The organism is Pseudomonas sp. JR33AA, from assembly GCF_021378985.1.
GTDB lineage: Bacteria > Pseudomonadota > Gammaproteobacteria > Pseudomonadales > Pseudomonadaceae > Aquipseudomonas > Aquipseudomonas alloputida.
In genome coordinates this window covers 229,015-252,437 of sequence record NZ_JAJSAW010000001.1, presented here as the reverse complement: position 1 = coordinate 252,437, position 23,423 = coordinate 229,015, and the positions used below count along the sequence as shown (strand labels likewise).

Below are 23,423 nucleotides of genomic sequence, written 5' to 3'. Positions count from 1 at the left end.
CTCGAAGGTTCCTGAAATTTACCGATGGTGTATGTCGCCAGCCGTCCGCTGGAAATGGCGGACCTGGATCTGGAAACCGTTACGCAAGCCCACGTACAGGCTGTCCGCATGGGCCAGCCCGGCAGCGTTTGCCCAGCGCGCCAGGTCGTCCTGTTCGAAGCCCAGCCAGAGGTCGCCGCAGGCTTCGCGCGCCCACCCCTGGTCATGGCTGCACAGTTCGGTGACCAGCAGGCTGCCGCCTGCCTTCACCCGTTTGGCCAGCTGGCGCAAGGCCAGGGCCGGGTCGCTGAAATGGTGCAGCACCATGTTCAGCACAACGCAGTCGGCGGCCACATCCGTTGCACCCAGTGCATCGGCCAACTGCAGGTTCACGTTGTCGAGCCCTTCGCGCTGGCACACCTGGCGCGCAAGCTCGAGCATGGTAGGGCTGTTGTCCAGGGCGGTGACCTGGGCGAAGCGCCGGGCCAAGTCGGGCAGGAAACCACCGTCGCCGGGCCCGACTTCCAGCGCGCTGGCGGCCGGGTCGAAATGCAGTTTGTCGAGCAGCGCCAGCAGGCTGTCGCGGTACTGTGGAAGGCCGGCGATCAGGTCCTGCTGGGCACGGAACTTCTCTTCCACGCGCAGGAAGAAGTCCTGACTGGTGGCCGCCCGGCGCTGCTGTACATGGGCAATGCGCGCCTGCACATCGGGCGGCAGGACCAGGTCGTCGACTTCTTCGAGCAGCGCCGCATGCAGCCGCCCCCCCAGGCGCAGGCCATCGGGCAGGGCACGGCGGTAGAAGATGGCGTTGCCTTCGCGGCGGGTTGCCACGAGGTCGGCCTGGGCCAGCACCTTGAGATGGTGGCTCATGCCCGACTGGCCGATGTCGAAGATTTGCGCCAGCTCCAGCACGCCGAACGAGTCGTTGGCCAAGGCGCGCAATACATTCAGGCGCAACGCATCGCCACTGGCTTTGCACAGGGCGGCCAGTGTTTCGCGTTGCTCGGGGATCGATTGCGCACGGAGATTCATGGGGCGGCAGTCTAGACAGGCATCGATGCCCTAGCAAGGTCAATATCAAAAAGTTTTGATATTGCCTGATAGGCGGGGCGGTAATCCCGGTTTTGCCACGAATTGAATGCCAATCACAGGAAAATCCCCCGACTGCGACCATACGTCATTGCCCCAAGCCCCCCCAGTGGGCGAAAATGGCCGCCTTTTTCGTGACACCACCTATTCAAGTCCCCCAGGAGATCAGCGATGCCCAGCCGTCGTGAACGTGCCAACGCCATTCGCGCCCTCAGCATGGATGCCGTGCAAAAGGCCAACAGCGGCCACCCAGGTGCCCCCATGGGCATGGCGGATATCGCCGAAGTGCTTTGGCGCGACTACCTGAAGCACAACCCGAGCAACCCGAGCTTCGCCGACCGTGACCGCTTCGTGCTGTCCAACGGCCATGGTTCGATGCTGATCTACTCGCTGCTGCACCTGACCGGCTACGACGTCACCATCGATGACATCAAAGGTTTCCGCCAACTGCACAGCCGCACCCCGGGCCACCCGGAATACGGCTACACCCCAGGCGTGGAAACCACCACCGGCCCGCTCGGCCAGGGTATCGCCAATGCCGTGGGTTTCGCCCTGGCCGAAAAAGTGCTGGCTGCCCAGTTCAACCGTGACGGCCACACTATCGTCGACCACAACACCTATGTATTCCTCGGCGACGGCTGCATGATGGAAGGCATTTCCCATGAAGTCGCCTCGCTGGCCGGCACCCTGGGCCTGAACAAACTGATCGCCTTCTACGACGACAATGGCATTTCCATCGACGGCGAAGTGCACGGCTGGTTCACCGACAACACCCCGGCGCGCTTCGAAGCCTACAACTGGCAGGTGATCCGCAACGTCGACGGCCACGATGCCGAAGAAATCAAGATGGCCATCGAGACTGCCCGCAAGAGCGATCGCCCAACCTTGATCTGCTGCAAGACCACCATCGGTTTCGGTTCGCCGAACAAGCAGGGCAAGGAAGACTGCCACGGCGCCCCACTGGGCAACGACGAAATCGCCCTGACCCGCCAGGCCCTGAACTGGAACTATGGCCCGTTCGAAATCCCGGCCGACATCTACGCCGAGTGGGATGCCAAGGCCGCCGGTGCCAAGGTTGAAGCCGAGTGGAACCAGCGCTTCGACGCCTACGCCAAGGCCTACCCGGAGCTGGCTGCCGAGTTCAAGCGCCGTGCCAGCGGCGAGCTGCCGGCCGACTTCAGTGAAAAGGCCCAGGCCTACATCAACGAAGTGGCTGAAAAAGGCGAAACCATCGCCAGCCGCAAGGCCAGCCAGAACGCCCTGAACGCCTTCGGCCCGCTGCTGCCCGAGTTCCTCGGTGGTTCGGCTGACCTGGCCGGCTCCAACCTGACCCTGTGGAAAGGTTGCAAGGGCGTCGAAGCCAATGACGCCAGCGGCAACTACGTGTTCTACGGCGTGCGCGAGTTCGGCATGACCGCCATCATGAACGGCGTTGCCCTGCACGGTGGCCTGGTGCCTTACGGCGCGACCTTCCTGATGTTCATGGAATACGCCCGCAACGCCGTGCGCATGTCGGCCCTGATGAAGCAGCGCGTGATTCACGTGTACACCCACGACTCCATTGGTCTGGGTGAAGACGGCCCGACGCACCAGCCGATCGAACAGCTGACCAGTCTGCGCAGCACGCCGAACCTGGACACCTGGCGCCCGGCCGACGCGGTGGAGTCCGCCGTGTCCTGGAAAAACGCCCTGGAGCGCAAGGACGGCCCTTCGGCATTGATCTTCTCGCGTCAGAACCTGCAGCACCAACCGCGCGACGCCCAGCAGATCGCCGACATCAGCCGCGGCGGCTATGTGCTCAAGGACTGCACCGGCGAGCCTGAACTGATTCTTATCGCCACCGGTTCCGAAGTGGGCCTGGCTGTGCAGGCCTTCGACAAGCTGACCGAGCAAGGTCGCAAGGTGCGCGTGGTTTCCATGCCGTGCACCAGCGTGTTCGATGCCCAGGACGCAGCCTACAAGCAGTCCGTGCTGCCGCTGGAAGTCGGTGCGCGCATCGCCATCGAAGCTGCCCACGCCGACTTCTGGTACAAGTACGTCGGCCTGGAAGGTCGTGTCATCGGCATGACCACCTACGGTGAGTCGGCGCCGGCTTCGGCACTGTTCGAAGAATTTGGCTTCACCCTGGAGAACATCCTCGGTACTGCCGAAGAGCTGCTGGAAGACTGATGTAACAAATGGAGGGCAGTGACGCCCTCCAGGTCGTGCAAGGGGAGGGCTTTGCCCTCCATCGCGACGCAAGGCCGCTCCCACAGAAACGGTGCTGTCCTCAGGGATGGCGCGGTCCCTGTGGGAGCGGCCTTGCGTCGCGATGGGCCGCAACGCGGCCCCAAAGCCATCATGCGTTAGCGAGCCAACCAATGCCCCACCCGCGTCCCTACAAAGTTGCACTCAACGGTTATGGCCGTATCGGCCGCTGTGTCCTGCGCGCGTTGTTCGAGCGGGGGGCAAAGGCCGGTTTCGAGATCGTCGCGCTGAACGATCTGGCCGATCAGGCCAGCCTGGAATACCTGACACGCTTCGACTCCACCCACGGGCGTTTTCCCGGCGAGGTCAAGGTCGACGGCGACTGTCTGCACATCAATGGCGATTGCGTGAAGGTCATGCGCAGTGCCACCCCCGAAGGCATCGACTGGGCTGCGCTGGGTATCGACCTGGTGCTGGAGTGCTCCGGTGCCTATAACACCCGTGCCGACGGCCAGCGTTTCCTCGACGCCGGTGCGCCAAGGGTGCTGTTCTCGCAGCCCATGGCCAGTGAGGCCGACGTTGACGCTACGGTGGTCTACGGCGTCAACCAGGCCTGCCTTACCGGCAGCGAACGCCTGGTGTCCAACGCTTCGTGCACCACCAACTGCGGCGTGCCGCTGCTGCGTGTGCTGGACCAGGCGTTCGGCATCGAGTATGTGCAGATCACCACCATCCACTCGGCGATGAACGACCAGCCGGTAATTGATGCCTATCACCACGAAGACCTGCGCCGCACGCGTTCGGCCTTCCAGTCGGTGATCCCTGTGTCCACTGGTCTGGCGCGTGGTATCGAGCGGCTGCTTCCGGAACTTGCCGGGCGAATCCAGGCCAAAGCGGTACGTGTACCGACCGTCAACGTCTCGTGCCTGGACATCACCCTGCAGACCGCCCGCGACACCAGTGCGGCCGAAGTCAACCGAGTGCTGCGCGAGGCCGCGCTGGAAGGTCCGCTTAAAGGCTTGCTGGCTTACACTGAGCTGCCGCACGCCAGCTGTGATTTCAACCATGACCCGCATTCGGCGATCGTCGATGCCAGCCAGACGCGTGTTTCCGGCCCCCGCCTGGTAAACCTGCTGGCCTGGTTCGACAACGAATGGGGTTTTGCCAACCGTATGCTCGACGTTGCCGAACACTTTCTGCACGTCGTTCACCCAACCCGCAACAAACAGCCCTGAAGGACTGCATTCATGACCGTGTTGAAGATGACCGACCTCGACCTGCAAGGTAAGCGCGTACTGATTCGCGAAGACCTCAACGTGCCTGTGAAGGACGGTGTGGTAGCCAGCGACGCGCGTATCCTGGCAGCGCTGCCGACCATCAAGCTGGCCCTGGAAAAAGGCGCAGCGGTAATGGTCTGCTCGCACCTGGGCCGCCCGACCGAAGGCGAATTTTCTGCCGAGAACAGCCTCAAGCCGGTCGCCGACTACCTGAGCAAGGCCCTGGGCCGTGACGTGCCGCTGGTTGCCGACTATCTGGACGGTGTCGCGGTACAGGCCGGTGAACTGGTGCTGTTCGAGAACGTGCGCTTCAACAAGGGCGAGAAAAAGAACGCCGACGAGCTGGCGCAGAAGTACGCTGCCCTGTGCGATGTATTCGTCATGGACGCTTTCGGCACCGCACACCGCGCCGAAGGCTCGACCCATGGCGTCGCCAAGTTCGCCAAGGTTGCCGCTGCCGGCCCGCTGCTGGCAGCCGAACTGGATGCCCTGGGCAAGGCCCTGAAGGCCCCGGCCAAGCCAATGGCAGCCATCGTTGCCGGCTCCAAGGTTTCCACCAAGCTGGACGTGCTGAACAGCCTGAGCAGTGTTTGCGACCAGTTGATCGTCGGTGGCGGTATTGCCAACACCTTCCTGGCCGCGGCTGGCCACCCGGTGGGCAAGTCGCTGTACGAGCCTGACCTGGTCGACACCGCGAAGGCAATTGCCGCCAAGGTCAGCGTGCCGCTGCCAGTCGACGTGGTGGTTGCCAAGGAGTTCGCCGAGAGCGCCGAAGCGACCGTCAAAGCCATTGCCGACGTAGCTGCCGACGACATGATCCTGGACATCGGCCCGCAAACCGCAGCCAACTTCGCCGAGCTGCTGAAGTCATCGAAAACCATTCTGTGGAACGGCCCGGTCGGCGTGTTCGAATTCGATCAGTTTGGCAACGGCACCAAGGTACTGGCCAAGGCCATCGCCGAAAGCGCCGCGTTCTCCATCGCCGGTGGCGGTGACACCCTGGCAGCCATCGACAAATATGGCGTCAGCAAAGAAATCTCCTACATTTCTACCGGTGGTGGCGCCTTCCTCGAGTTCGTAGAGGGCAAGGTCCTGCCAGCTGTGGCAATCCTGGAAGAGCGGGCCAAGGCCTGATGACGTCGGCGCTTGGCAAAGGGAGTGGCCTGGTGGTCAAACAATTGCCTGTGATGATGCTGGCCGGTCTGCTGAGCGCTTGCGCGGGCAGCCCGGCCTCGGATGCCGACCCGGCGCAGTTGCACAAGGGCGGTTGCTACCAGTCCGAATGGCAGGCCGAGACGGTGCCGGTCATCGGCAAGCGCGTGGGCCCGGAAGGCCTGGAAAAGTACGACGAAGACCACCAACGCAAGGCGCCGGGTTGCCCTTGATCGGGTAATAGGCAACCTGAACGTTGATTTGTGGTCTTGAAGAAGGGGCCGCTGAGCGGTCCCAAATCGAGGAAGCTGAATGAAAGCGCTTTTGGCCGTGACGGCCCTGGCGACACTGGCAGGATGCTCACTGCTGCAGCCGGCGCAACCGGCCCCGGCAGACAACTGGACCCGTTGGGTCTGCGACACCCAGGCTGAGGTGCTCTGGCGCTTCGCCGATGCGCAACGTGACCAGGTTGACGTACGTCTTGGCGGCGGCGACCAGGTGTACCGGCTCAAGGCTGAACCGGGCGCCTCGGGTGCGCTGTACAGCGATGGCATGCTGGCCTTCCACACCAAGGGCGAAGAAGGCTTGGTGTACTGGGTGGCAACCAACGATCTGATTGGGCGGGGCTGCAAGGCACCGTGACTGGCCGGGCCGCGAGGGTGGCCCACACTACTTGAACAGCAACCGCCCCTGCGGCAGGCTTGCACGAAACAAACGACGCTTGTCGGGAGAGAGATACACAATGGCACTCATTAGCATGCGCCAGATGCTGGACCACGCCGCCGAGTTCGGCTACGGCGTACCAGCTTTCAACGTCAACAACCTCGAGCAGATGCGCGCCATCATGGAAGCGGCCGACAAGACCGACTCCCCGGTGATCGTCCAGGCTTCGGCCGGTGCCCGCAAATACGCGGGTGCGCCATTCCTGCGCCACCTGATCCTGGCTGCCATCGAAGAATTCCCGCACATCCCGGTGTGCATGCACCAGGACCACGGTACCAGCCCTGATGTCTGCCAGCGCTCGATCCAGCTGGGTTTCAGCTCGGTCATGATGGACGGTTCGCTGGGTGAAGATGGCAAGACCCCGACCGACTACGAGTACAACGTCCGCGTTACCCAGCAGACCGTTGCCATGGCCCACGCCTGCGGCGTTTCGGTTGAAGGCGAACTGGGCTGCCTGGGTTCGCTGGAAACCGGCATGGCCGGTGAAGAAGACGGGATCGGCGCTGAAGGCGTGCTGGATCACAGCCAGATGCTGACCGACCCGGAAGAAGCCGCCGACTTCGTCAAGAAGACCCAGGTCGACGCCCTGGCGATCGCTATCGGTACCAGCCACGGTGCCTACAAGTTCACCAAGCCACCCACCGGTGACGTGCTGGCCATCGATCGTATCAAGGAAATCCACAAGCGCATCCCCAACACCCACCTGGTGATGCACGGTTCGTCCTCGGTACCGCAAGAGTGGCTGGCGATCATCAACCAGTACGGCGGTGACATCAAGGAAACCTACGGTGTACCGGTCGAAGAAATCGTTGAAGGCATCAAGCACGGCGTGCGCAAGGTCAACATCGATACCGACCTGCGTCTGGCCTCCACCGGTGCCATGCGCCGCCTGATGGCGCAGAACCCGAGCGAGTTCGACCCACGCAAGTTCTTCGGTGAAACCATCAAGGCCATGCGCGACGTGTGCATCGCGCGTTACGAAGCCTTCGGCACCGCAGGCAATGCTTCGAAGATCAAGCCGATCTCTCTGGAAGGTATGTACCAGCGTTACCTGAAAGGTGAACTGGCCGCCAAGGTCAACTGATCGACAGGTAACCCTGAAAAAACCCGCAGCGATGCGGGTTTTTTTATGGGCGATGGAAACCTGTACATAATTCCGGCAGGCCGACCGTTAGTCGGCTACCGTACAGTTTGTCCATTGATAGCGTTCTGATTGCATTGCGTGTTGCAGCCTCAAGGCTAGAGTACTAATGGATCCAACCGTATTTTGAAGTCGGTCACATAATCGAGAAGCAGCATGGATGGCGCTTACCCTCAACAGCAGCCACTGGATGGCAGCTCAGTTCTTCTGGTGGTAGACGACTACCCCGAGAACCTCATCAGCATGCGGGCCTTGCTGGCCCGGCAGGATTGGCAAGTATTAACGGCAAGCTCTGGGATAGAAGCCTTGAGCGCGTTGCTTGAGTACGAAGTTGACCTGGTGTTGATGGATGTACAGATGCCGGAAATGGACGGCTTTGAAGTCGCCCGGCTGATGCGCGGCAATCAGCGTACCCGGCTGACCCCGATCATTTTCCTCACCGCCAACGAACAGTCCGAAGCGGCCGTGCTCAAAGGCTACGCCAGCGGCGCCGTGGACTACATGTTCAAACCGTTCGACCCGCAAATTCTCAAGCCCAAAGTCCAGGCGCTGCTCGACCAGCAGCGCAACCGGCGCATGCTGCAGCAACTGAGTCGCGAGTTGGAGGCGGCCAGGGCATTCAATGCGTCCATTCTGGAAAATGCCGCCGAAGGCATTCTGGTGGTTGATGCCCATGGCATCATCAGTTTTGTCAATCCGGCCGTCTCCCGTTTGCTGGCGGCACCGGTGCAACAACTGCAGGGCACCCAATTGCTCGACGTTGTGCAACTGACCAGTACCAGCCTGTGGCGCGAGTCGGACTTCTACAAGGCCTACCAGGGGCGGCAGATCTTCCGCGTACACGATGCCCAACTGCGTACCCAAGGGGGTGAACTTGTGCCGGTGGCGTTGTCCTGTGCGCCGTTGCCGGCCGACCGACAGGCCATGGTGGTGACCGTGCTGGACATGTCGGTGGTGCGTAACCTGCACCAGCAGCTGGAATATCAGGCCATTACCGACCCGCTCACCGGCCTGCTCAACCGCCGTGGCTTTTACCAGGCTGCTGAAGGTGCTCTGCTGCGCAACGAGCGCTCGGACAAGGCGCAGGCGCTGATGTACATGGATCTGGATGGTTTCAAACGCATCAACGACTCGCTCGGCCACGACGCGGGCGACCGGGTGTTGCGCTGGGTTGCCGAGCAGCTCAAGGACTGCCTGGGCAGTGAGGCTTTGCTGGCGCGTATGGGCGGCGATGAGTTCACTGCACTGTTCGACAGCTTGCCCTACCCGGAGCAGGCCGGGCGTTATGCCGAACGGTTGCTCGAGCGTGTTTCCATCAGCCATGAGGTAGACGGGCTCGATGTATGCCTTGGGGTCAGCATCGGCATTGCCACCTACCCCGACTGCGGCGCCAATGTCGAAGGCCTGCTGCATTCGGCCGATGCAGCGATGTACGCAGCCAAGCAAGCGGGGCGTCAGCAATACCGCTTCTATGACCAGGAACTCAACGGACGGGCGCGCTCGCGATTGATGCTCGAGGATAGCGTGCGGATGGCCATCGAGCAGCAGGACTTTACCTTGGTGTACCAGCCACAGGTAGCCTTCCACGATGGCCGCCTGCGTGGTTTCGAGGCCTTGCTGCGCTGGCAGCACCCCAGCGTTGGCGATGTACCGCCGGGGCTGTTCATCCCGTTGCTGGAAGAAGCGCGGCTGATCAACCGCCTGGCCAGCTGGATCTACCGGCAGGGGGCCGCGCAGCGGCAGGCCTGGTATGACAGGTTTGCGCCGGACGTCGTGCTCGGCATCAGCCTGAGCCGCGCGCAGTTCGTCATGCCTGGCCTGGTCGAAGAGCTGCAACGGGTCATTCAGCTCTATCAGCTTGTCCCGACGCAGTTGGAGGTGGAAGTGGCGGAAACGTCGCTGATGTATAACATCGACGCGGCTGTCAAACAGATACATCGCTTGCGTGAGCTGGGCGTGAGGGTGGCCCTGGATGACTTTGGTGCGGGTGACTGTTCGTTGCGTATGCTGCGCGACCTGCCTATCGACACGCTCAAGCTCGACCGTCATCTGGTGGCACGTCTGCCCGATTCGTCGGTAGATGCTGCGTTGGTTCGCAGCGTGATCGGCCTGTGCGCCGACTACCGTATCACAGTGATCGCCGAAGGCGTGGAGACCCCGGCGCAGGCAGCCTGGCTCAAGGCCAATGGTTGCGAATACGTTCAGGGTTTCCTGGTGGCTTATCCGATGACCGCGACTGACGCTAGCGGCTTCCCGCCAATTTTCTCCTGGCCAGGGCCGTGATTGGCTAGAATCGGCATTCGTTACGCCGAATACAGCGCCATGACCGTACTACGTTACTTGCAAGCCTACCCCCCGCACCTGCAGGAACAGGTGCGGAAGATGATCGACAGCGACCGCCTGGGTGAATACCTGCAGCGCCGTTACCCTGACCGCCATGACGTGCAAAACGACAAGGCGTTGTATGGCTATGCCCAGGATCTGCGCCAACAGTACCTGCGAAGTGCGCCAAATCTGGACAAGGTCCTGTTCGACAGCCGCCTCGATCTGACGCATCGGGCCCTGGGTCTGAACACGGCGGTGTCGCGGGTGCAGGGTGGCAAGCTCAAGGCGAAGAAGGAAATCCGCATTGCCTCGCTGTTCAAGGAGGCCGCGCCACAGTTCTTGCGCATGATCGTTGTGCACGAGTTGGCGCACCTGCGCGAGCGAGATCACAACAAAGCGTTCTACCAGCTCTGCCAGCACATGGAGCCGGACTATCACCAACTGGAATTCGACCTGCGCGTCTACCTGACCTACCGGGAGCTGCCGGGCAACCTCTAAGGAACATGCAGCATGGAAGTGAGCAAGACCAAGAGCAGCTTCTACCGCCGCCTGTACGTGGCCTGGCTGATCGATAGCCAGACCGCGACCAGCGTGCCCGCCCTGATGGAGGCCACCGGCATGCCCCGTCGTACAGCCCAGGACACCATCGCCGCGTTGGCCGACCTGGACATCCTCTGCGAGTTCGAACAGCAGGAAGGCGCACGCAACCACGCCGGGCATTACCGCATTCATGATTGGGGGGCGATCGACAAGCAGTGGATCATCCGTCACTTGCGGCAGATCCGCGAAGTGCTGGGCTACCCTTGATTTGAAAAGCCTGCGCGGTCCGTGGGGGCGGCCTCAACCCTTTCGCATTCCGATAGACGAGATGCCGTCCACCAGAGGCTCCCCGCTCACCACCGCAAACCCATGGCGGGCATAAAAAACCTGCAAATGCGCCGGAGCCGACAGATAAACCGGCACTCCCGGCCAACAATGTTCCGCCGCCTCCAGCCCCTTGAACAGCAGGCTTTCTTCGAGCTTCAAACCTCGCGCCTGCGCTGATGTCACCACGCGTCCGATCACCACATCCCCGCCTTGGGACTGCGGATCCAGCAGGCGCAGGTAGGCGACCAGCTTGTCTTCCTGCCAGGCCATGAGGTGCAAGGTATCGCCAGTCAGGTCCTGACCATCGACTTCCTGGTAGGCGTGGCGCTGCTCCACCACGAGTACTTCAGTGCGCAGCCGCAAAATGGCATAGAGTTGCTCCTTGCCGAGGTCGGTGTGGTGCTTGCAGAGCCAGTCGATTGACATGGGCACTAACTCCTTGGGTGGGGCTCGATCATCGCATGCTGCATGTGCTTCGGCCAAAATAGAGGCTAAATGACACTATTGGCCGCTGCCCTCGGCAACCGCTTTGTGTAATCTCACTGGCAGTGTTGCCCTCCATTGCGAAAGGACGTGAGCATGCGGTCACTGCTTTGTGTTCTGGGTTTATTGGCAACGATGCTGGCAACACCCTCCCTGGGTCACGCCAAGCTACGCCTGGTGGCCGACAACTGGCCACCGTTCACCGATGCCAAGATGCCGGGTGGCGGCCTTGCGACCAGCATCGTTACCACGGCACTGACCCGTGCCGGCTACGCCAGCGGCTATGAAGAGGTGCCGTGGGCGCGGGCGTTGCTGGGGGTAGGTGACGGGCGCTACGACGTGCTGATCAATGCCTGGTATAACGACTCGCGCGCCAATATCGGGCAATTCTCCAGCGCCTACCTGAGTAATCGTATTCGCCTGCTGCAACGTAAGAGCGATGCGTTTAGCTACAAGCGTCTGTCTGACCTTTATGGCTATAGCATTGCCGTAGTGCGCGACTACGCCTATTCAGCGGAATTCGACGGGGATTCCCATCTGCACAAAGTGCCGGTGCGCAACTTTTCTTCTGCCGTACGCATGTTGGCGGCAGGGCGGGTAAGCCTGGCGGTGGAAGACGAGTACGTGGCCCGCTACTACCTGCAGCGTGAGCCGCAGGACGTGCGTGATGGGGTGATGCTGGTGGATCCGCCGCTGGGGGAGAACACCCTGCATATTCTGGTCAGCCTGAAGCACCCGGAGCATAAGCGGATTGTCGAGCGTTTCGAGCAGGCGATAGCGGCGATGAAGGCCGATGGCAGCTATGCCCGGCTGCTGCATCAATATGGCTTTTGAGCGTTGTGGCCTGTGCTGGCCTCTTCGCGTGTTCACCCGCCAAGAGGCCAGCACAGGCCATGAAACGCTCAGGCCGGAGTATTTTCCTTGATCAGGTGTGCCGCCAGGGTCCGCAATGGCCCCAACTGTCGGCATATCAACGCCAACTGCGTCTGCACCAGCCGCTGATGCTCATCCAGGTCTTCCGGCATCTGCTCCAGGGCATTGGCCAGTGCCTCTTCGGTATCACTGTGAATTGCCACCGGTAGCCGTGCGGCCAGGCCGTTGGCTATTTCGTCCAGGCTGCTGGCCAGGCTTTGCCCGGCGCCTTCGATCAACTGCTCCTGCACCTCCGCTGGCAACGCCGTGTCGCGGTGCGCGCCTAACCCCGAGAGGTAGCTGAGCAAGGTGTGCGACAGCACCAGGAAACGAAAGCCAACGTCGGCTTCCTTACGGAAATGCCCCGGCTCCATCAGCATGTTGGCCAAGGTGGTGGACAGCGCCGCGTCAGCGTTGTGGGCATTGCGCCGGGCCAGGCGGTAGGCCAGGTCGTCGCGTTTGCCGTGGGCATACTGCTGCATGATCTGGCGCAGGTACACGCTGGCACAGGCCAGGGTATTGGCCAGCGCCTTGTTCAACCGTCGGCCCTGCCAGTCAGGCAGGAACAGGAACACTGCAAGAATGGCAATCAGGCTGCCCACCAGGGTATCGAACAGGCGTGGCAGGAACAGGCCGTAGCCATCACCGATCTGGTTGAAGCAGAACAGCACCATCAGGGTGATCGCGGCAGTGGCCAGGGTATAGCGGGTGGTGCGGTTGACGAAGAACACCACCCCGGCAACCACGGCGAACAATGACTGGATGACCGGGTTGGGGAACAGGTCGAACAAGGCCCAACCCACCGTCAGGCCAACGGCCGTGCCGAAGATTCGCTGCACCAGCTTGCGCCGCGTGGCCCCGTAGTTGGGCTGGCACACGAAGAGCGTGGTGAGGATGATCCAGTAACCCTGGGTCGGGTGAATCAGGTGCACCATGCCATAGCCGATCGACAGCGCCAGCGGTAGGCGTAAGGCATGGCGGAACAACAGCGAGGTCGGTGTAAGCTGAGTGCGCAGGCGTGTCCACACGTCCTTCAGCGAGCGTGGCGACCGGTCGAGCAGGCTGCTGTCGCTGGCATCGGCCAGGCTGTCCGGGTTGCTGGCGGCACTGAGCAGGCGGTCCAGTGTTGCCAGGTTGGCGGCCAGTGCCCGCAGCGAGCGCAACAGGCCGCGCCAGGCCGGGTTGCTCTGTATGCGCAGGTGCTCCAGCGAGGCGTTTAGGTCCTCGAGGGCTTCTGGATAACCGCTGGCCAGCACGAACGGTTGGCGCAGGCGGATCGAGCGGGCCAGTTCCTGGCAGGATGAACCCTGCTTACGCAACAGACGCTGGCAGCGGAACATGACGTCGCTGTGGAAAAACGCCTCGGTCAGTGCGTTGTAGGGGTAGTGCGAGGCACTGACACGCTCGTGGATGTCCTGGGCCAGGAAGTACAGCTTGAGATAGCGGCTTACCTTCGAGTTGGGTTGGCTGTTGCCTACCCGGTGCAGGATGATCTCCTTGGCTGCGTTCAGCGCGGCCACCACTTTGCCGTTCTGCTGGGCCAGTTCCAGGCGCCGCGCCTCGACGTCGAGCGTGCGGACCGGTTCAAACAGGCTGGCCTTGAGCTTGAGGTAGCTGCCCAGCTCGAAGAACAGTTTGGCCAGGCTCTGTTGTACCGGCTGGTTGGAAAACAGCGCCTGCCACAGCACCGACAACAGCCCGTACCAGGCCGCCCCTGCCACCAGCAGCAGCGGTTCGTGCCAGAAGTCGGTGACCTGGCCGCCGCGCTGGTCCACGCCGATCATGGTGTAGACCGCAGTGATGAGGGTGGCCGAAGCGATGGCGCCGTAGCGCTCGCCCAGCGCCCCGAGCATGGTCAGGCCAAAGGCAGCCAGGGCCAGGGCAATGACGAAGATCCAGGGGTAGGGGAACAGCAACTCGACCGCCAGTGCAGCGATAGCGAAGCACACCAGGGTAACGGCCAGGGCGCTGAGGCGGCCCTGCCAGCTGTCGTCGGTTTCGGCCAGGGCACTGGCGATGATGCCGAGGAACAGCGGAATCAGCAGGGCCATCTCGTTCTGGTACCAGCACAGGGCGAGGCTGCCGGTAAGGGCAATGGTGACCCGGATGCTGTAGCTGAACTTGTCTTGGCCCCACAGGCGACGCAGTGACTGACGGAACGAGCTCGATGACATGATGGCCTGCCAGGCGGTGAGCGAAGAATGCACTGCAGCACGGCCAGCAAGAAGCGTTCCGTGCTGCTGAAAGGATTCTACTCTACACGAACTGCGCGGCGGCGTTCGCCGATGCCCAGGCCCACTGGAAGTTGAAACCACCCAGGTGGCCGGTGACATCCAGCACTTCACCAATGAAGTACAAGCCGGGGCTTTTCAGCGACTCCATGGTCTTGGACGACACCTCGCGGGTATCCACGCCGCCCAGGGTCACTTCGGCGGTGCGGTAGCCTTCGGTGCCGGCCGGCACAATTTGCCAGTTCGCCAGCTTTTCGGCGATGTGCGCCAGTTCTGTCGGGGTGTACTGCTTCATCGGCTTCGACTCGAACCACTGCTCGGCCAGCAAGGTAGCCAGCTTGCGAGTGAACACCTCGCCCAGCACGGTCTTCAGTTCGGCGTTGGCGCGCTCGGCCTGCATCTGTTGCAGCCAGGCCAGCGCATCCCGGTCGGGCAGCAGGTTGATCTCGACCGTATCACCGGCTTCCCAGAACGACGAGATCTGCAAGATCGCCGGGCCGCTCAGGCCGCGGTGCGTGAACAGCAGGTTTTCGCGGAAACTGGTGCCATTGCAACTGGCGGTGCAGTCCAGCGAGGTGCCGGACAACTCTGTGCACATCGCCTTGAGTTGGGGCTCGGTGATGGTGAATGGCACCAGCCCGGCGCGGGTTGGCAGCAGGGTGTGGCCGAACTGGCGGGCCACCTGGTAGCCGAAACCGGTGGCGCCCAGGGTCGGGATCGACAGGCCGCCGGTGGCAATGACCAGCGACTGACAGGCGAACTGGCCGCCGCTGGTCTGTAGCAGATAGCCGCTTTCGGTCTTCTCGATCTGTTCGATGCTGGTGTGCATGCGGATCTCGGCACCGGCCTCGTCGCACTCGGCCAGCAGCATGTCGAGGATGTCGCTGGCCTTGTTGTCACAGAACAGCTGGCCGAGCTTCTTCTCGTGGTAGGCCACGCCGTGCTTGCACACCAGTTCGATGAAGTCCCACTGGGTGTAGCGGGCCAGGGCCGATTTGCAGAAGTGCGCGTTGTGCGAAAGGAAATTAGCCGGCTCGGTGTACAGGTTGGTGAAGTTGCAGCGCCCGCCGCCGGACATGAGGATTTTCTTGCCTGGCTTGTTGGCGTGGTCGAGCAGCAGCACCCGGCGGCCGCGACGGGCGCTAAGCTGGGCGCACATCAGGCCGGCGGCGCCGGCGCCAAGGATGATCACGTCGGTGGAGTGCACGGTGTTACCTCTTCAGAATTGCCGGGGCTGCTTTGCAGCCCTTTCGCGACACAAGGCCGCTCCTACAAGAGTGCGCGATCCCCTGTAGGAGCGGCCTTGTGTCGCGAAAGGGCCGCAAAGCGGCCCCAAAATAGGTCAGACGATGCGGACTTTCAGGGAGCGGCCCTTGATCTTGCCGCTGTTCAAGCGCTGCATGGCCTGCTTGGCCAGCGCCCGCTCCACGGCCACAAACGCCTGGAAGTCGAAAATGGCGATCTTGCCCACTTGCTTGCCCGGGATGCCGGCATCACCGGTCAGGGCCCCCAGGATGTCGCCGGGGCGCAGCTTGTCCTTGCGGCCAGCGGCAATGCACAGTGTGGTCATCACCGGCAGCAGGGGCTCGCCGCCCTTGTTTTTCAGGCTGTCCAGCTGGTCCCAGCGCAGCGGGCTCTTCTGCAGCGCTTCGATGGCCTGGGCGCGGTGGCCTTCGGCCGGTGCCACCAGGCTGACCGCGACGCCTTTCTCGCCGGCGCGGCCGGTACGGCCTACGCGGTGCACGTGGATTTCGGCATCACGCGCCAGCTCCACGTTGATGACCATGTCCAGGCCATCGATATCCAAGCCGCGCGCGGCGACGTCGGTAGCCACCAGCACCGAACTGCTGCGGTTGGCGAACATGGTCAGCACCTGGTCACGGTCGCGCTGCTCCAGGTCGCCGTGCAGGGCCTGGGCGACGATGCCCTTGGCAGTCAGGTGGGCAACCACGTCCTCGCATTGCTGCTTGGTAAAGCAGAACGCTACGCACGACTGCGGGCGGTAGTGGCCGAGCACGCGGGTGACGGCTTCCAGGCGTTGCTGCGGGTCGATCTCGATGAAACGCTGCTCGATCTGGTTGTCGGTATGCAGGCTCTCGACCTTGACCTGCTGCGGGTTGCGCATGAAGTCGGCGGCCAGTTGCTTGATGCCGGCCGGGTAGGTGGCCGAAAACAGCAGGGTCTGGCGACGCGACGGGGTCTTGCCGATGATGCTGGCGATGGCGTCGAAGAAGCCCATGTCGAGCATGCGGTCGGCTTCGTCCAGCACCAGGGTGTTCAACCCGTCCAGTACAAGGGTGCCTTTGTCCAGATGCTGCTGGATGCGCCCTGGGGTGCCGACGATGATGTGCGCGCCGTGCTCCAGCGAAGCGATCTGTGGGCCCAGCGAAACGCCGCCGCACAGAGTCAGGATCTTGATGTTGTCCTCGGCACGGGCCAGGCGGCGCAATTCCTTGGCCACCTGGTCGGCGAGTTCGCGGGTAGGGCAGAGCACCAACGCCTGGCAGCCGAAGTAGCGCGGGTTGATCGGGTTGAGCAGGCCGATGCCGAAGGCGGCAGTCTTGCCGCTACCGGTCTTGGCCTGGGCGATCAGGTCCTGGCCTTTGAGGATGACAGGCAAGCTCTGGGCCTGGATCGGCGTCATCGACGCATAGCCGAGGGCCTCCAGGTTGGCCAGCATGGCAGTGGACAGCGGCAAGGTGGCAAAGGCGGTAGATTCGGTGGTCACGAGGCGGGCCTGCGGTGCGAAGCGAAAAATGCCGCATAGTCTACCAGCCTCGTGGCCATTCGCCCTACGGCTCCATGTGTTGTTCCGGACGACGGGCACGCCTTCCGTCCGTCGGCGCCAGCTGCAGGAAGATCGCCGCTGCCAGCATGGCCATGACGCCGATGGTGACGAAGGTCAGCTGGAACGCGCCCAGGGTGGTTTCCACGCCCTCGGCGCTGCCTGCCGCAGTAAAGCCGCCCAACAGTGCGCCGGCGCAGGCCACACCCAGGCTCAGCGACAGTTGCGCGACCACCGACAGCAAGCTGTTACCGCTGCTGGCGCTGGCGTCGTCGAGATCGATGAGCGTCACTGTGTTCATCGCAGTGAACTGCATGGAGTTCACTGCGCCCAGAAGGCCAAGTTGCACCAACAGCAGCCAATAAGGGGTCTGCTCGTCCACCAGGCCCAGGCTTGCCAGCAGGATGCCCAACAGCAAGGTATTACCGGTGAGGATGATGCGATATCCGAACCGTTCGATCAGCGGTCGGGCGATGGATTTGGCCAGCATGGCCGCCGCCGCCAGCGGGATCATGCTCATGCCTGCCTGGGCGGGTGAGTAGCCCAGCGCGACCTGCAGCAGCAACGGCACCAGGAACGGCAGAGCGCCGCTGCCCAGGCGGGCGAACAGGTTGCCGAGGATGCCGATGGCGAAGGTGCGCACGCGGAACAGGCTGGGCGAGAACAGCGGCTCCGGGTCGCGACCGGCGCGCAGCCAGTATGCGGCCAGGCAGGCCATGCCGGCGAACAGCAGCAACATTACCCGCAAGTGCGGCAGGTGCAGCTCGCCCAGGCCTTCCATGGCAATGGTGATCAGTACCATTGCTGCGCCGAACAGCAGGAAACCAGGGCCGTCGAAGGTGGTGCGCTCGGCGCCGCGCAAGTCCGGGATGAACTTCCACACGGCAATGCAGCCAAGCAGGCCGACTGGCAGGTTGAGCAGGAAGATCCAGTGCCAGCTGAGGATTTCCACCAGCCAGCCACCGACCGTTGGCCCCAGTAATGGCCCGAGCAGGCCCGGGATAGTGATGAAACTCATGATCCGCACCAGCTCGCTGCGTGGGTAGGCGCGCAGCACCACCAACCGCCCGACCGGCAGCATCAGCGCACCGCCCAGGCCCTGCACTACGCGGGCGAAGATCAGGAAGCCAAGGCTGTTGGCTGCCGCGCACAGCAGCGAGCCAAAGCTGAACAGCAAGATGGCGCTGAAGAAGATGCGCTTGGTGCCGAAGCGGTCGGCGATCCAGCCTGAGGCAGGGATCAGCAGGGCCACGGTGAGCATGTAGGCAATGATCACACCCTGCATGCGTAATGGGTCTTCGGCCAACGAGCGGGCCATGGCCGGCAGCGCAGTGTTGAGGATGGTGCCGTCCAGGGACTGCATGAAGAAGGCGATGGCCACCACCCAAGGGATCCAGCGGGCGGTGACGGGGTCCAGCGGGGTGCGTTCGGGCATGACGTCCTCGTTTGTCAGTGCCGGCCCTTTCGCGGCTAAAGCCGCTCCTACGAGGGTTACGCGTTCCTTGTAGGCGCGGTTTTAGCCGCGAAAGGGCCGGTAAATCCAGTCACAATGTCAGTGTCAGGCCTTTGACCAGTGCCCCGGGCAAATGACTCGACCCGGTACTGCGCTGCCCATAGGTACTGGTCGACAGGATCATCTCGCGCTCCTGGGTCAGGTCCTCCAGCTGGCTGCCCAGCAAGCTGTACAGGCTGTCATCGAAGCGCATGGTACTCACCGGCCCCTGGATCCGCCCGTCCTCTACCCAGAAAGTGGCGAAGCGGGTCAGCCCGGTCATGCGCGCCGCGGGCAGGTCCGAGTAGTTCAGGTACCACAGGTTACTGATGTACAGCCCGGTGCCTAGCCGCTCAAGGATCTGTGCACTGGGCAGATTGCCCGGCGCCAGGCTGAGCGCACAGGGCGACTCGTAGCCGTCGGCGCCATTGGCCTGCAGCTCGAACTCGGCCGCACTGCGCGCACTGATCAACCGCTGCCGGGCCTCGCCTTCTCGGATCAGCGGCACATCCAGGCGCGGCGCACCTTCATCGGAAAACGCCGGGCTCAGCGAGCCGCTGACCTGCTCGGTGAAGTTGACCAGCGGGCTAAGCCGTGCATCGCCGTTGTACAGGCGCTGCAAGGCGCTGTTGCCAGTGGCCAAGGCCTGTGCGGAAAAACCGCCCCAGCACAGCATGCCGGCGATTTCGTCCATGGCCGCAGGCGCCAGATAGGCGCGGTAGCTGCCGGGTTTGAGGGTGACTGCCGGGAGGCCGAGGAAACCCAACTGCTCCCGTGCCTGGCGCAGGCGTGCGATGAAGTCGTCGGCACTCCAGACCTGGCCGGCATAGTTGGCCTTCACCGCCTGGCCGTTTTCGTGGAACAGGCTCCAGTCGACGTTGAAGCTGTTGGCCTGGTGCCAGCCGAAGGCGCCGAACGAGCTGGCGAAGCCGCGGCAGACCGGGCCGGCGGCGTAGATGCCGACCAGGTCCAGGTCGCCTGCTTCACGCGCCAGCAGGGCCAGTACTTGGTCCAGTGCGGGAAGGGGGTGTTCCTGCAGGCTATGGCTGAGCCAGGCACTTTCGTCCAGGCGCAGGTAAGGGTCGAGGGCCAGCAGCGGCAAGGTCTGGCGCAGCTGCTCGAGCGCATCGTTCAGACGCTGGCGATCCAGCTGCCCGTCGCCACTCAAGGTCACCTGCTGCTCCGCCTGGCGGCCATCGCGTATCAGCCGCAGTTGCGCACTGGCCTGGCTGACTTCACCGGCCTGACGCACCTTGGCATGGTTGAAACGCACGAACTGCGATTGCTCGGCACTGTAACCGAGGGTGAACTGCTCGCCTGCTTGCAGGGCGGCACGTACATCCCCGACCAGGGTTTCGAAAGCGTGCTTCATCAGGCGTCTCCTCCGAATACATCGATCTGGCGGAACACACAGGCCGGCGAGGCGTGGCCGACCCGCACCACCTGATTGGGTTCGCCCTTGCCGCAATTGGGCGTGCCCAGCACCTGGAAGGTGCTGCGGTCGCCAACCGCCGACAGGTTGCGCCAGAACTGCGCGGAGATGCCGCGGTAGTTGGGGTTCTTGACGATGCCCTTGAGCTCGCCATTTTCAATCAGCTGGCCCCATTCGCAGCCGAACTGGAACTTGTTGCGCGCATCGTCGATGGACCAGGAACGGTTGGTACGCATCAGGATGCCGTGCTCGATGCCTCCGATCAGTTGCTCGAAAGACTGGTCGCCCGGCTCGATGTTGAGGTTGGCCATGCGGTCGATCGGCGCGCGGTTCCAGCCGCAGGCACGGCTGTTGGCCACGCCGTCCAGGCCAGAGCGGAACTGAGACAGCGCGCCACCCAGCGGGCGCAGCAGCAGACCGTCGCGGATCAAGAACTGTTTGCTGGCCGGGGTGCCGTCGTCGTCGTGACTGTAGCTGGCCAGCTCCTCGCCAATGGTCGGGTCGAAGGTCACGTTCAGCAGGCTGGAACCGTACTGCAGATGGCCGAAGTCGCTGGCTTTGACGAAACTGGTGCCGGCGTAGTTGCGCTCGTCGCCGAGAATGCGGTCCATCTCCAGCGGGTGGCCGATGGATTCGTGAATCTGCAGCATCATCTGGTCCGGCATCAACAGCAGGTCGCGCGGGCCACTGGGGGTGTTCGGTGCCAGCAGCAGTCGCAGCGCTTCGTCGGCCACCCGACTGGCCGCGCCGACCAGGCCACAGCGCTCGATGATCTCGACACCACCCTGCTGGCCGAAGTTGTCGCGTCCCAGGCTGCGGCTCTGGCTGTCCTGGCCATCACTGGCCGTTACGCCAAGGCCTGGGAACAGAAAGCGTTGGGCATGGCGCAGTTCGGCGCCGGCCGAGTTGAGATAGGTTTGCTCGACCAGGCTCAGGCCCAGGCTGGCCTGCCAGTCCACCAGGCGGCTGTCCTTGGGCACGCTGGCCGATTCGGCGGCAAGCAGGCCCAGGCAATCGGCAAGGCTGGGGACGGGCTGGTCGAAGTTGGGCGACACATGGTCGTGGCGTGCGCTGGTCACGGCGTGTTCGCGCAGGTCCAGCAGGCTGTGCCGGGCGATCTGCCGCGCCAGCACCTCGGCTTGCTCAAGTGCGCGCTGCAGGCCAGCCTGGGACAGGTCGGCGGTGGCCGCGTAGGCCTCCACGCCATTGACCCGCACGGTGAGCATGGCGCCCTCATCCTGGCTGAAGAAGGGTGGTTCGGCGACGTTGCGTCGCACCGAAAGCGCCTGGTGCGACTGTTTTACATGGCGCAGTGAAAACAACTCGGCCGTACTGCGCAGCGCAGCAAAGCGCTGGCGCAGCAGGGCGCTGGAATCGAACATGCGGATGCCTCCGTGTACACGGTGGCTCCCCCTAGAACCACCCGTCTTGCATGGCGAGGCAGGTATCGTCGTGTGCCTCGAGCAATGCCAGCTCATTATGGCAGCCTGGCACTTCCCAGGTCAGGAAATAACGCGCAGCTTGCAGCTTGCCGAGGTAGAAGTCGCGATCAGCAGCGGTTCCCTGGAGCAGGCCAAGCTCGGCGTGAACCGCCTGCTCCAGCCAGCGCCAGCCGATCACGCAGTGACCGAAGGCCTTGAGGTACAAGGCAGAGTTGGCCAGGGCTCCAGCGATCTTGCCGTGGGCCAGGTCACCGAGCAGGGCCAGGGTGACGCTTTGCAGGCGGTTGGTCAGTTGCTCCAGCGGCTGACGCAGTGCGTCAAGCTTGGGGTGATGGCTGGCGCGCTCGCAGGTGGCGGCGATCAGGCGGATCAGTTGCTTGAGTCCGGCACCATTGTGCTGTGCCAGCTTGCGGCCGAGCAGATCGAGCGACTGGATACCCTCGGTACCTTCGTGGATAGGATTCAGACGGTTGTCGCGATAGTACTGCTCAACCGGGTACTCGCGGGTGTAGCCGTGGCCGCCAAGAATCTGGATCGCCAGTTCGTTGGCCTTGAGGCAGAACGCCGAGGGCCAGGATTTGACGATCGGGGTCAGCAGGTCGAGCAGGTCGTGCGCCAGTTTGCGGGCGTTTTCGTCAGCGGCCGTATGGGTGTCGTCGAACAGGCGCGCGGCGTACAGGCCCAGGTCAAAGGCGCCTTCTACGTAGGCTTTCTGCGCCAGCAGCATACGTTTCACATCCGTGTGCTCGATGATCGGCACCGCCGGGCTGTGTGGGTCCTTGTTGTCCGGCAGCCGGCCTTGCGGTCGCTGGCGGGCGTACTCCAGCGAATACAGGTAGCCGGCGTAACCGAGCATGACCGCCCCCATGCCAACGCCGATACGGGCTTCGTTCATCATCTGGAACATGCAGGCCAAGCCTTGGTGCGGCTGGCCGACGAGATAGCCGATGCACTGGCCTTTGTCGCCGAAGTTGAGTGCAGTGGAGGTGGTGCCGCGCCAGCCCATCTTGTGGAACAGCCCAGCCAGCAGCACATCGTTGCGCGGGCCACGGCTGCCGTCCGGGTTGACGTGGTACTTGGGCACGATGAACAGCGAGATGCCTTTAACGCCGGGCGGTGCATCGGGCAGCTTGGCCAAGACCATGTGTACGATATTTTCCGACAGTTCGTGATCGCCGCCGGAGATGAAGATCTTGTTGCCCTTGAGCCGGTAGCTGCCGTCGCCTGCTGGTTCGGCGCGGGTGCGGATGTCGGCCAGCGACGAGCCGGCGTGGGGTTCGGTCAGCGCCATGGTGCCGAAGTAGCGGCCTTCGATCATCGGCTGCAGGAACAGGCGCTTCTGTTCATCGGAGCCAAAGCTCTCGATCAGGTTGGCCGCGCCCATGGTCAGGAACGGGTAGGCCGTGGTGCCAGCGTTGGCGGCCTGGAAGTGGGCGAAGCAGGCTTGCGAGACCAGGTTGGGCAGTTGCATGCCGCCGACCTCGAAGTCTCGGTTGGCGTTGAGGAAGCCGGCTTCGAGGAAGGCATCGACGGCGGGCTTCACTTCGGGGATCAGTTCCGCACGGCCGTCCACGTAGCGCGGCTCGTTTTCGTCGGCCTTGCGGTTGTGCGGGGCGAAATACTTTTCGGCGATGGTGCGGGCGGTAGACAGCGCCGCGTCGAAGGTTTCGCGGCTGTGCTCGGCGAAGCGCGGGCGCTGGGTGAGGGCTTCGGCGTCGAGGACTTCGTAGAGTTCGAAGGCCAGGTTGCGGTGGCTGAGCAAGGTCTCGGGCATGGTGGCGGTCCTGAGGCGGGATGCTGCGAGTGTAGGGAATCGGCTGGTCAGGGGGGAGGTTAATAGGTTTAAGTGATATGGGTTAGAACGGGTGGGGCATACAGGTGCTTGCCTTGATGCTTTCTGCGCCTG

Annotated in this window: 19 protein-coding genes; 10 read left to right on the top strand and 9 right to left on the bottom strand. The window is 63.1% G+C overall.

The window, feature by feature from the left end:
* Positions 1–18: 18 nt before the first annotated feature.
* Positions 19–1,011 carry an ArsR/SmtB family transcription factor gene (locus tag LVS58_RS01135; RefSeq protein ID WP_233689552.1) on the bottom strand — a complete coding sequence of 331 codons (993 nt, stop codon included), beginning with the start codon at positions 1,009–1,011 and terminating at the stop codon, positions 19–21.
* Between the two features lie 228 nt (positions 1,012–1,239).
* Here LVS58_RS01135 and tkt point away from each other — a divergent pair, with 228 nt between their 5' ends.
* The 9 genes from tkt (at position 1,240) to LVS58_RS01090 (ending at position 10,680) form a co-directional block, all read left to right on the top strand.
* Positions 1,240–3,237: a transketolase gene (tkt, locus tag LVS58_RS01130; RefSeq protein ID WP_233689551.1), complete on the top strand. Its 1,998-nt coding sequence runs from the start codon at positions 1,240–1,242 to the stop codon at positions 3,235–3,237.
* Positions 3,238–3,428: 191 nt separating this feature from the next.
* Positions 3,429–4,490, top strand: coding sequence for an erythrose-4-phosphate dehydrogenase (gene epd / locus LVS58_RS01125; RefSeq protein WP_233689550.1), 1,062 nt, complete (start codon positions 3,429–3,431; stop codon positions 4,488–4,490).
* 12 nt (positions 4,491–4,502) lie between these two features.
* Complete coding sequence (locus LVS58_RS01120) at positions 4,503–5,666, top strand: phosphoglycerate kinase (RefSeq protein ID WP_176683087.1); 1,164 nt, start codon at positions 4,503–4,505, stop codon at positions 5,664–5,666.
* Positions 5,666–5,917: a hypothetical protein gene (locus LVS58_RS01115; RefSeq protein ID WP_233689549.1), complete on the top strand. Its 252-nt coding sequence runs from the start codon at positions 5,666–5,668 to the stop codon at positions 5,915–5,917. Before LVS58_RS01120 ends, LVS58_RS01115 begins: the two co-directional genes overlap by 1 nt.
* A gap of 79 nt (positions 5,918–5,996) precedes the next feature.
* Positions 5,997–6,326 (top strand): MliC family protein, encoded by a 330-nt coding sequence (locus LVS58_RS01110; protein ID WP_004576614.1) that lies wholly within the window; start codon positions 5,997–5,999, stop codon positions 6,324–6,326.
* 100 nt (positions 6,327–6,426) lie between these two features.
* The gene (gene fba, locus LVS58_RS01105) at positions 6,427–7,491 is read left to right on the top strand and encodes a class II fructose-bisphosphate aldolase (protein ID WP_010955535.1); all 1,065 of its coding nucleotides are present in this window, start codon (positions 6,427–6,429) and stop codon (positions 7,489–7,491) included.
* A 213-nt stretch (positions 7,492–7,704) separates the two neighbouring features.
* Complete coding sequence (locus LVS58_RS01100) at positions 7,705–9,831, top strand: putative bifunctional diguanylate cyclase/phosphodiesterase (RefSeq protein ID WP_233689548.1); 2,127 nt, start codon at positions 7,705–7,707, stop codon at positions 9,829–9,831.
* Positions 9,832–9,870: 39 nt separating this feature from the next.
* Entirely contained in the window at positions 9,871–10,371 is a 501-nt protein-coding gene (locus tag LVS58_RS01095; protein WP_026031844.1) for a M48 metallopeptidase family protein, read from the top strand.
* A 12-nt stretch (positions 10,372–10,383) separates the two neighbouring features.
* Complete coding sequence (locus LVS58_RS01090; RefSeq protein ID WP_233689547.1) at positions 10,384–10,680, top strand: winged helix-turn-helix domain-containing protein; 297 nt, start codon at positions 10,384–10,386, stop codon at positions 10,678–10,680.
* Positions 10,681–10,713: 33 nt separating this feature from the next.
* On the opposite strand, the gene LVS58_RS01085 is transcribed toward LVS58_RS01090, so the two are convergent.
* Entirely contained in the window at positions 10,714–11,166 is a 453-nt protein-coding gene (locus LVS58_RS01085) for a GNAT family N-acetyltransferase (RefSeq protein ID WP_233689546.1), read from the bottom strand.
* Between the two features lie 153 nt (positions 11,167–11,319).
* Here LVS58_RS01085 and LVS58_RS01080 point away from each other — a divergent pair, with 153 nt between their 5' ends.
* On the top strand, positions 11,320–12,057 hold the full coding sequence (locus LVS58_RS01080; RefSeq protein WP_233689545.1) for a substrate-binding periplasmic protein: 738 nt from the start codon (positions 11,320–11,322) through the stop codon (positions 12,055–12,057).
* 68 nt (positions 12,058–12,125) lie between these two features.
* Here the strand turns inward: LVS58_RS01080 and yccS are convergent, their stop codons facing one another.
* The 7 genes from yccS to LVS58_RS01045 form a co-directional block, all read right to left on the bottom strand.
* Positions 12,126–14,309, bottom strand: a complete 2,184-nt coding sequence (gene yccS, locus LVS58_RS01075; RefSeq protein WP_233689544.1) for a YccS family putative transporter — start codon at positions 14,307–14,309, stop codon at positions 12,126–12,128.
* Between the two features lie 82 nt (positions 14,310–14,391).
* A complete protein-coding gene (locus LVS58_RS01070; protein ID WP_233689543.1) occupies positions 14,392–15,573 on the bottom strand; it encodes an NAD(P)/FAD-dependent oxidoreductase in 1,182 nt (393 codons plus the stop codon).
* A gap of 135 nt (positions 15,574–15,708) precedes the next feature.
* The gene (gene dbpA / locus LVS58_RS01065) at positions 15,709–17,046 is read right to left on the bottom strand and encodes an ATP-dependent RNA helicase DbpA (protein ID WP_233689856.1); all 1,338 of its coding nucleotides are present in this window, start codon (positions 17,044–17,046) and stop codon (positions 15,709–15,711) included.
* A 112-nt stretch (positions 17,047–17,158) separates the two neighbouring features.
* Positions 17,159–18,586 (bottom strand): multidrug transporter subunit MdtD, encoded by a 1,428-nt coding sequence (gene mdtD / locus LVS58_RS01060; protein ID WP_233689542.1) that lies wholly within the window; start codon positions 18,584–18,586, stop codon positions 17,159–17,161.
* Positions 18,587–18,695: 109 nt separating this feature from the next.
* Positions 18,696–20,015, bottom strand: coding sequence for a TldD/PmbA family protein (locus LVS58_RS01055; protein ID WP_233689541.1), 1,320 nt, complete (start codon positions 20,013–20,015; stop codon positions 18,696–18,698).
* On the bottom strand, positions 20,015–21,457 hold the full coding sequence (locus LVS58_RS01050; protein ID WP_233689540.1) for a TldD/PmbA family protein: 1,443 nt from the start codon (positions 21,455–21,457) through the stop codon (positions 20,015–20,017). The genes LVS58_RS01055 and LVS58_RS01050 overlap by 1 nt, the downstream gene beginning before the upstream one ends.
* A 31-nt stretch (positions 21,458–21,488) precedes the next feature.
* On the bottom strand, positions 21,489–23,291 hold the full coding sequence (locus tag LVS58_RS01045) for an acyl-CoA dehydrogenase (RefSeq protein ID WP_233689539.1): 1,803 nt from the start codon (positions 23,289–23,291) through the stop codon (positions 21,489–21,491).
* Positions 23,292–23,423: the final 132 nt, after the last annotated feature.

Excerpts from the sequence above, each read along its gene's own strand:
- LVS58_RS01135 (WP_233689552.1), bottom strand. The coding sequence starts at position 1,011 with ATGAATCTCCGTGCGCAATCGATCCCCGAGCAACGCGAAACACTGGCC.
- tkt (WP_233689551.1), top strand. The coding sequence starts at position 1,240 with ATGCCCAGCCGTCGTGAACGTGCCAACGCCATTCGCGCCCTCAGCATG.
- epd (WP_233689550.1), top strand. The coding sequence starts at position 3,429 with ATGCCCCACCCGCGTCCCTACAAAGTTGCACTCAACGGTTATGGCCGT.
- LVS58_RS01120 (WP_176683087.1), top strand. The coding sequence starts at position 4,503 with ATGACCGTGTTGAAGATGACCGACCTCGACCTGCAAGGTAAGCGCGTA.
- LVS58_RS01115 (WP_233689549.1), top strand. The coding sequence starts at position 5,666 with ATGACGTCGGCGCTTGGCAAAGGGAGTGGCCTGGTGGTCAAACAATTG.
- LVS58_RS01110 (WP_004576614.1), top strand. The coding sequence starts at position 5,997 with ATGAAAGCGCTTTTGGCCGTGACGGCCCTGGCGACACTGGCAGGATGC.
- fba (WP_010955535.1), top strand. The coding sequence starts at position 6,427 with ATGGCACTCATTAGCATGCGCCAGATGCTGGACCACGCCGCCGAGTTC.
- LVS58_RS01100 (WP_233689548.1), top strand. The coding sequence starts at position 7,705 with ATGGATGGCGCTTACCCTCAACAGCAGCCACTGGATGGCAGCTCAGTT.
- LVS58_RS01095 (WP_026031844.1), top strand. The coding sequence starts at position 9,871 with ATGACCGTACTACGTTACTTGCAAGCCTACCCCCCGCACCTGCAGGAA.
- LVS58_RS01090 (WP_233689547.1), top strand. The coding sequence starts at position 10,384 with ATGGAAGTGAGCAAGACCAAGAGCAGCTTCTACCGCCGCCTGTACGTG.
- LVS58_RS01085 (WP_233689546.1), bottom strand. The coding sequence starts at position 11,166 with ATGTCAATCGACTGGCTCTGCAAGCACCACACCGACCTCGGCAAGGAG.
- LVS58_RS01080 (WP_233689545.1), top strand. The coding sequence starts at position 11,320 with ATGCGGTCACTGCTTTGTGTTCTGGGTTTATTGGCAACGATGCTGGCA.
- yccS (WP_233689544.1), bottom strand. The coding sequence starts at position 14,309 with ATGTCATCGAGCTCGTTCCGTCAGTCACTGCGTCGCCTGTGGGGCCAA.
- dbpA (WP_233689856.1), bottom strand. The coding sequence starts at position 17,046 with ATGCTGGCCAACCTGGAGGCCCTCGGCTATGCGTCGATGACGCCGATC.
- mdtD (WP_233689542.1), bottom strand. The coding sequence starts at position 18,586 with ATGCCCGAACGCACCCCGCTGGACCCCGTCACCGCCCGCTGGATCCCT.
- LVS58_RS01055 (WP_233689541.1), bottom strand. The coding sequence starts at position 20,015 with ATGAAGCACGCTTTCGAAACCCTGGTCGGGGATGTACGTGCCGCCCTG.
- LVS58_RS01050 (WP_233689540.1), bottom strand. The coding sequence starts at position 21,457 with ATGTTCGATTCCAGCGCCCTGCTGCGCCAGCGCTTTGCTGCGCTGCGC.
- LVS58_RS01045 (WP_233689539.1), bottom strand. The coding sequence starts at position 23,291 with ATGCCCGAGACCTTGCTCAGCCACCGCAACCTGGCCTTCGAACTCTAC.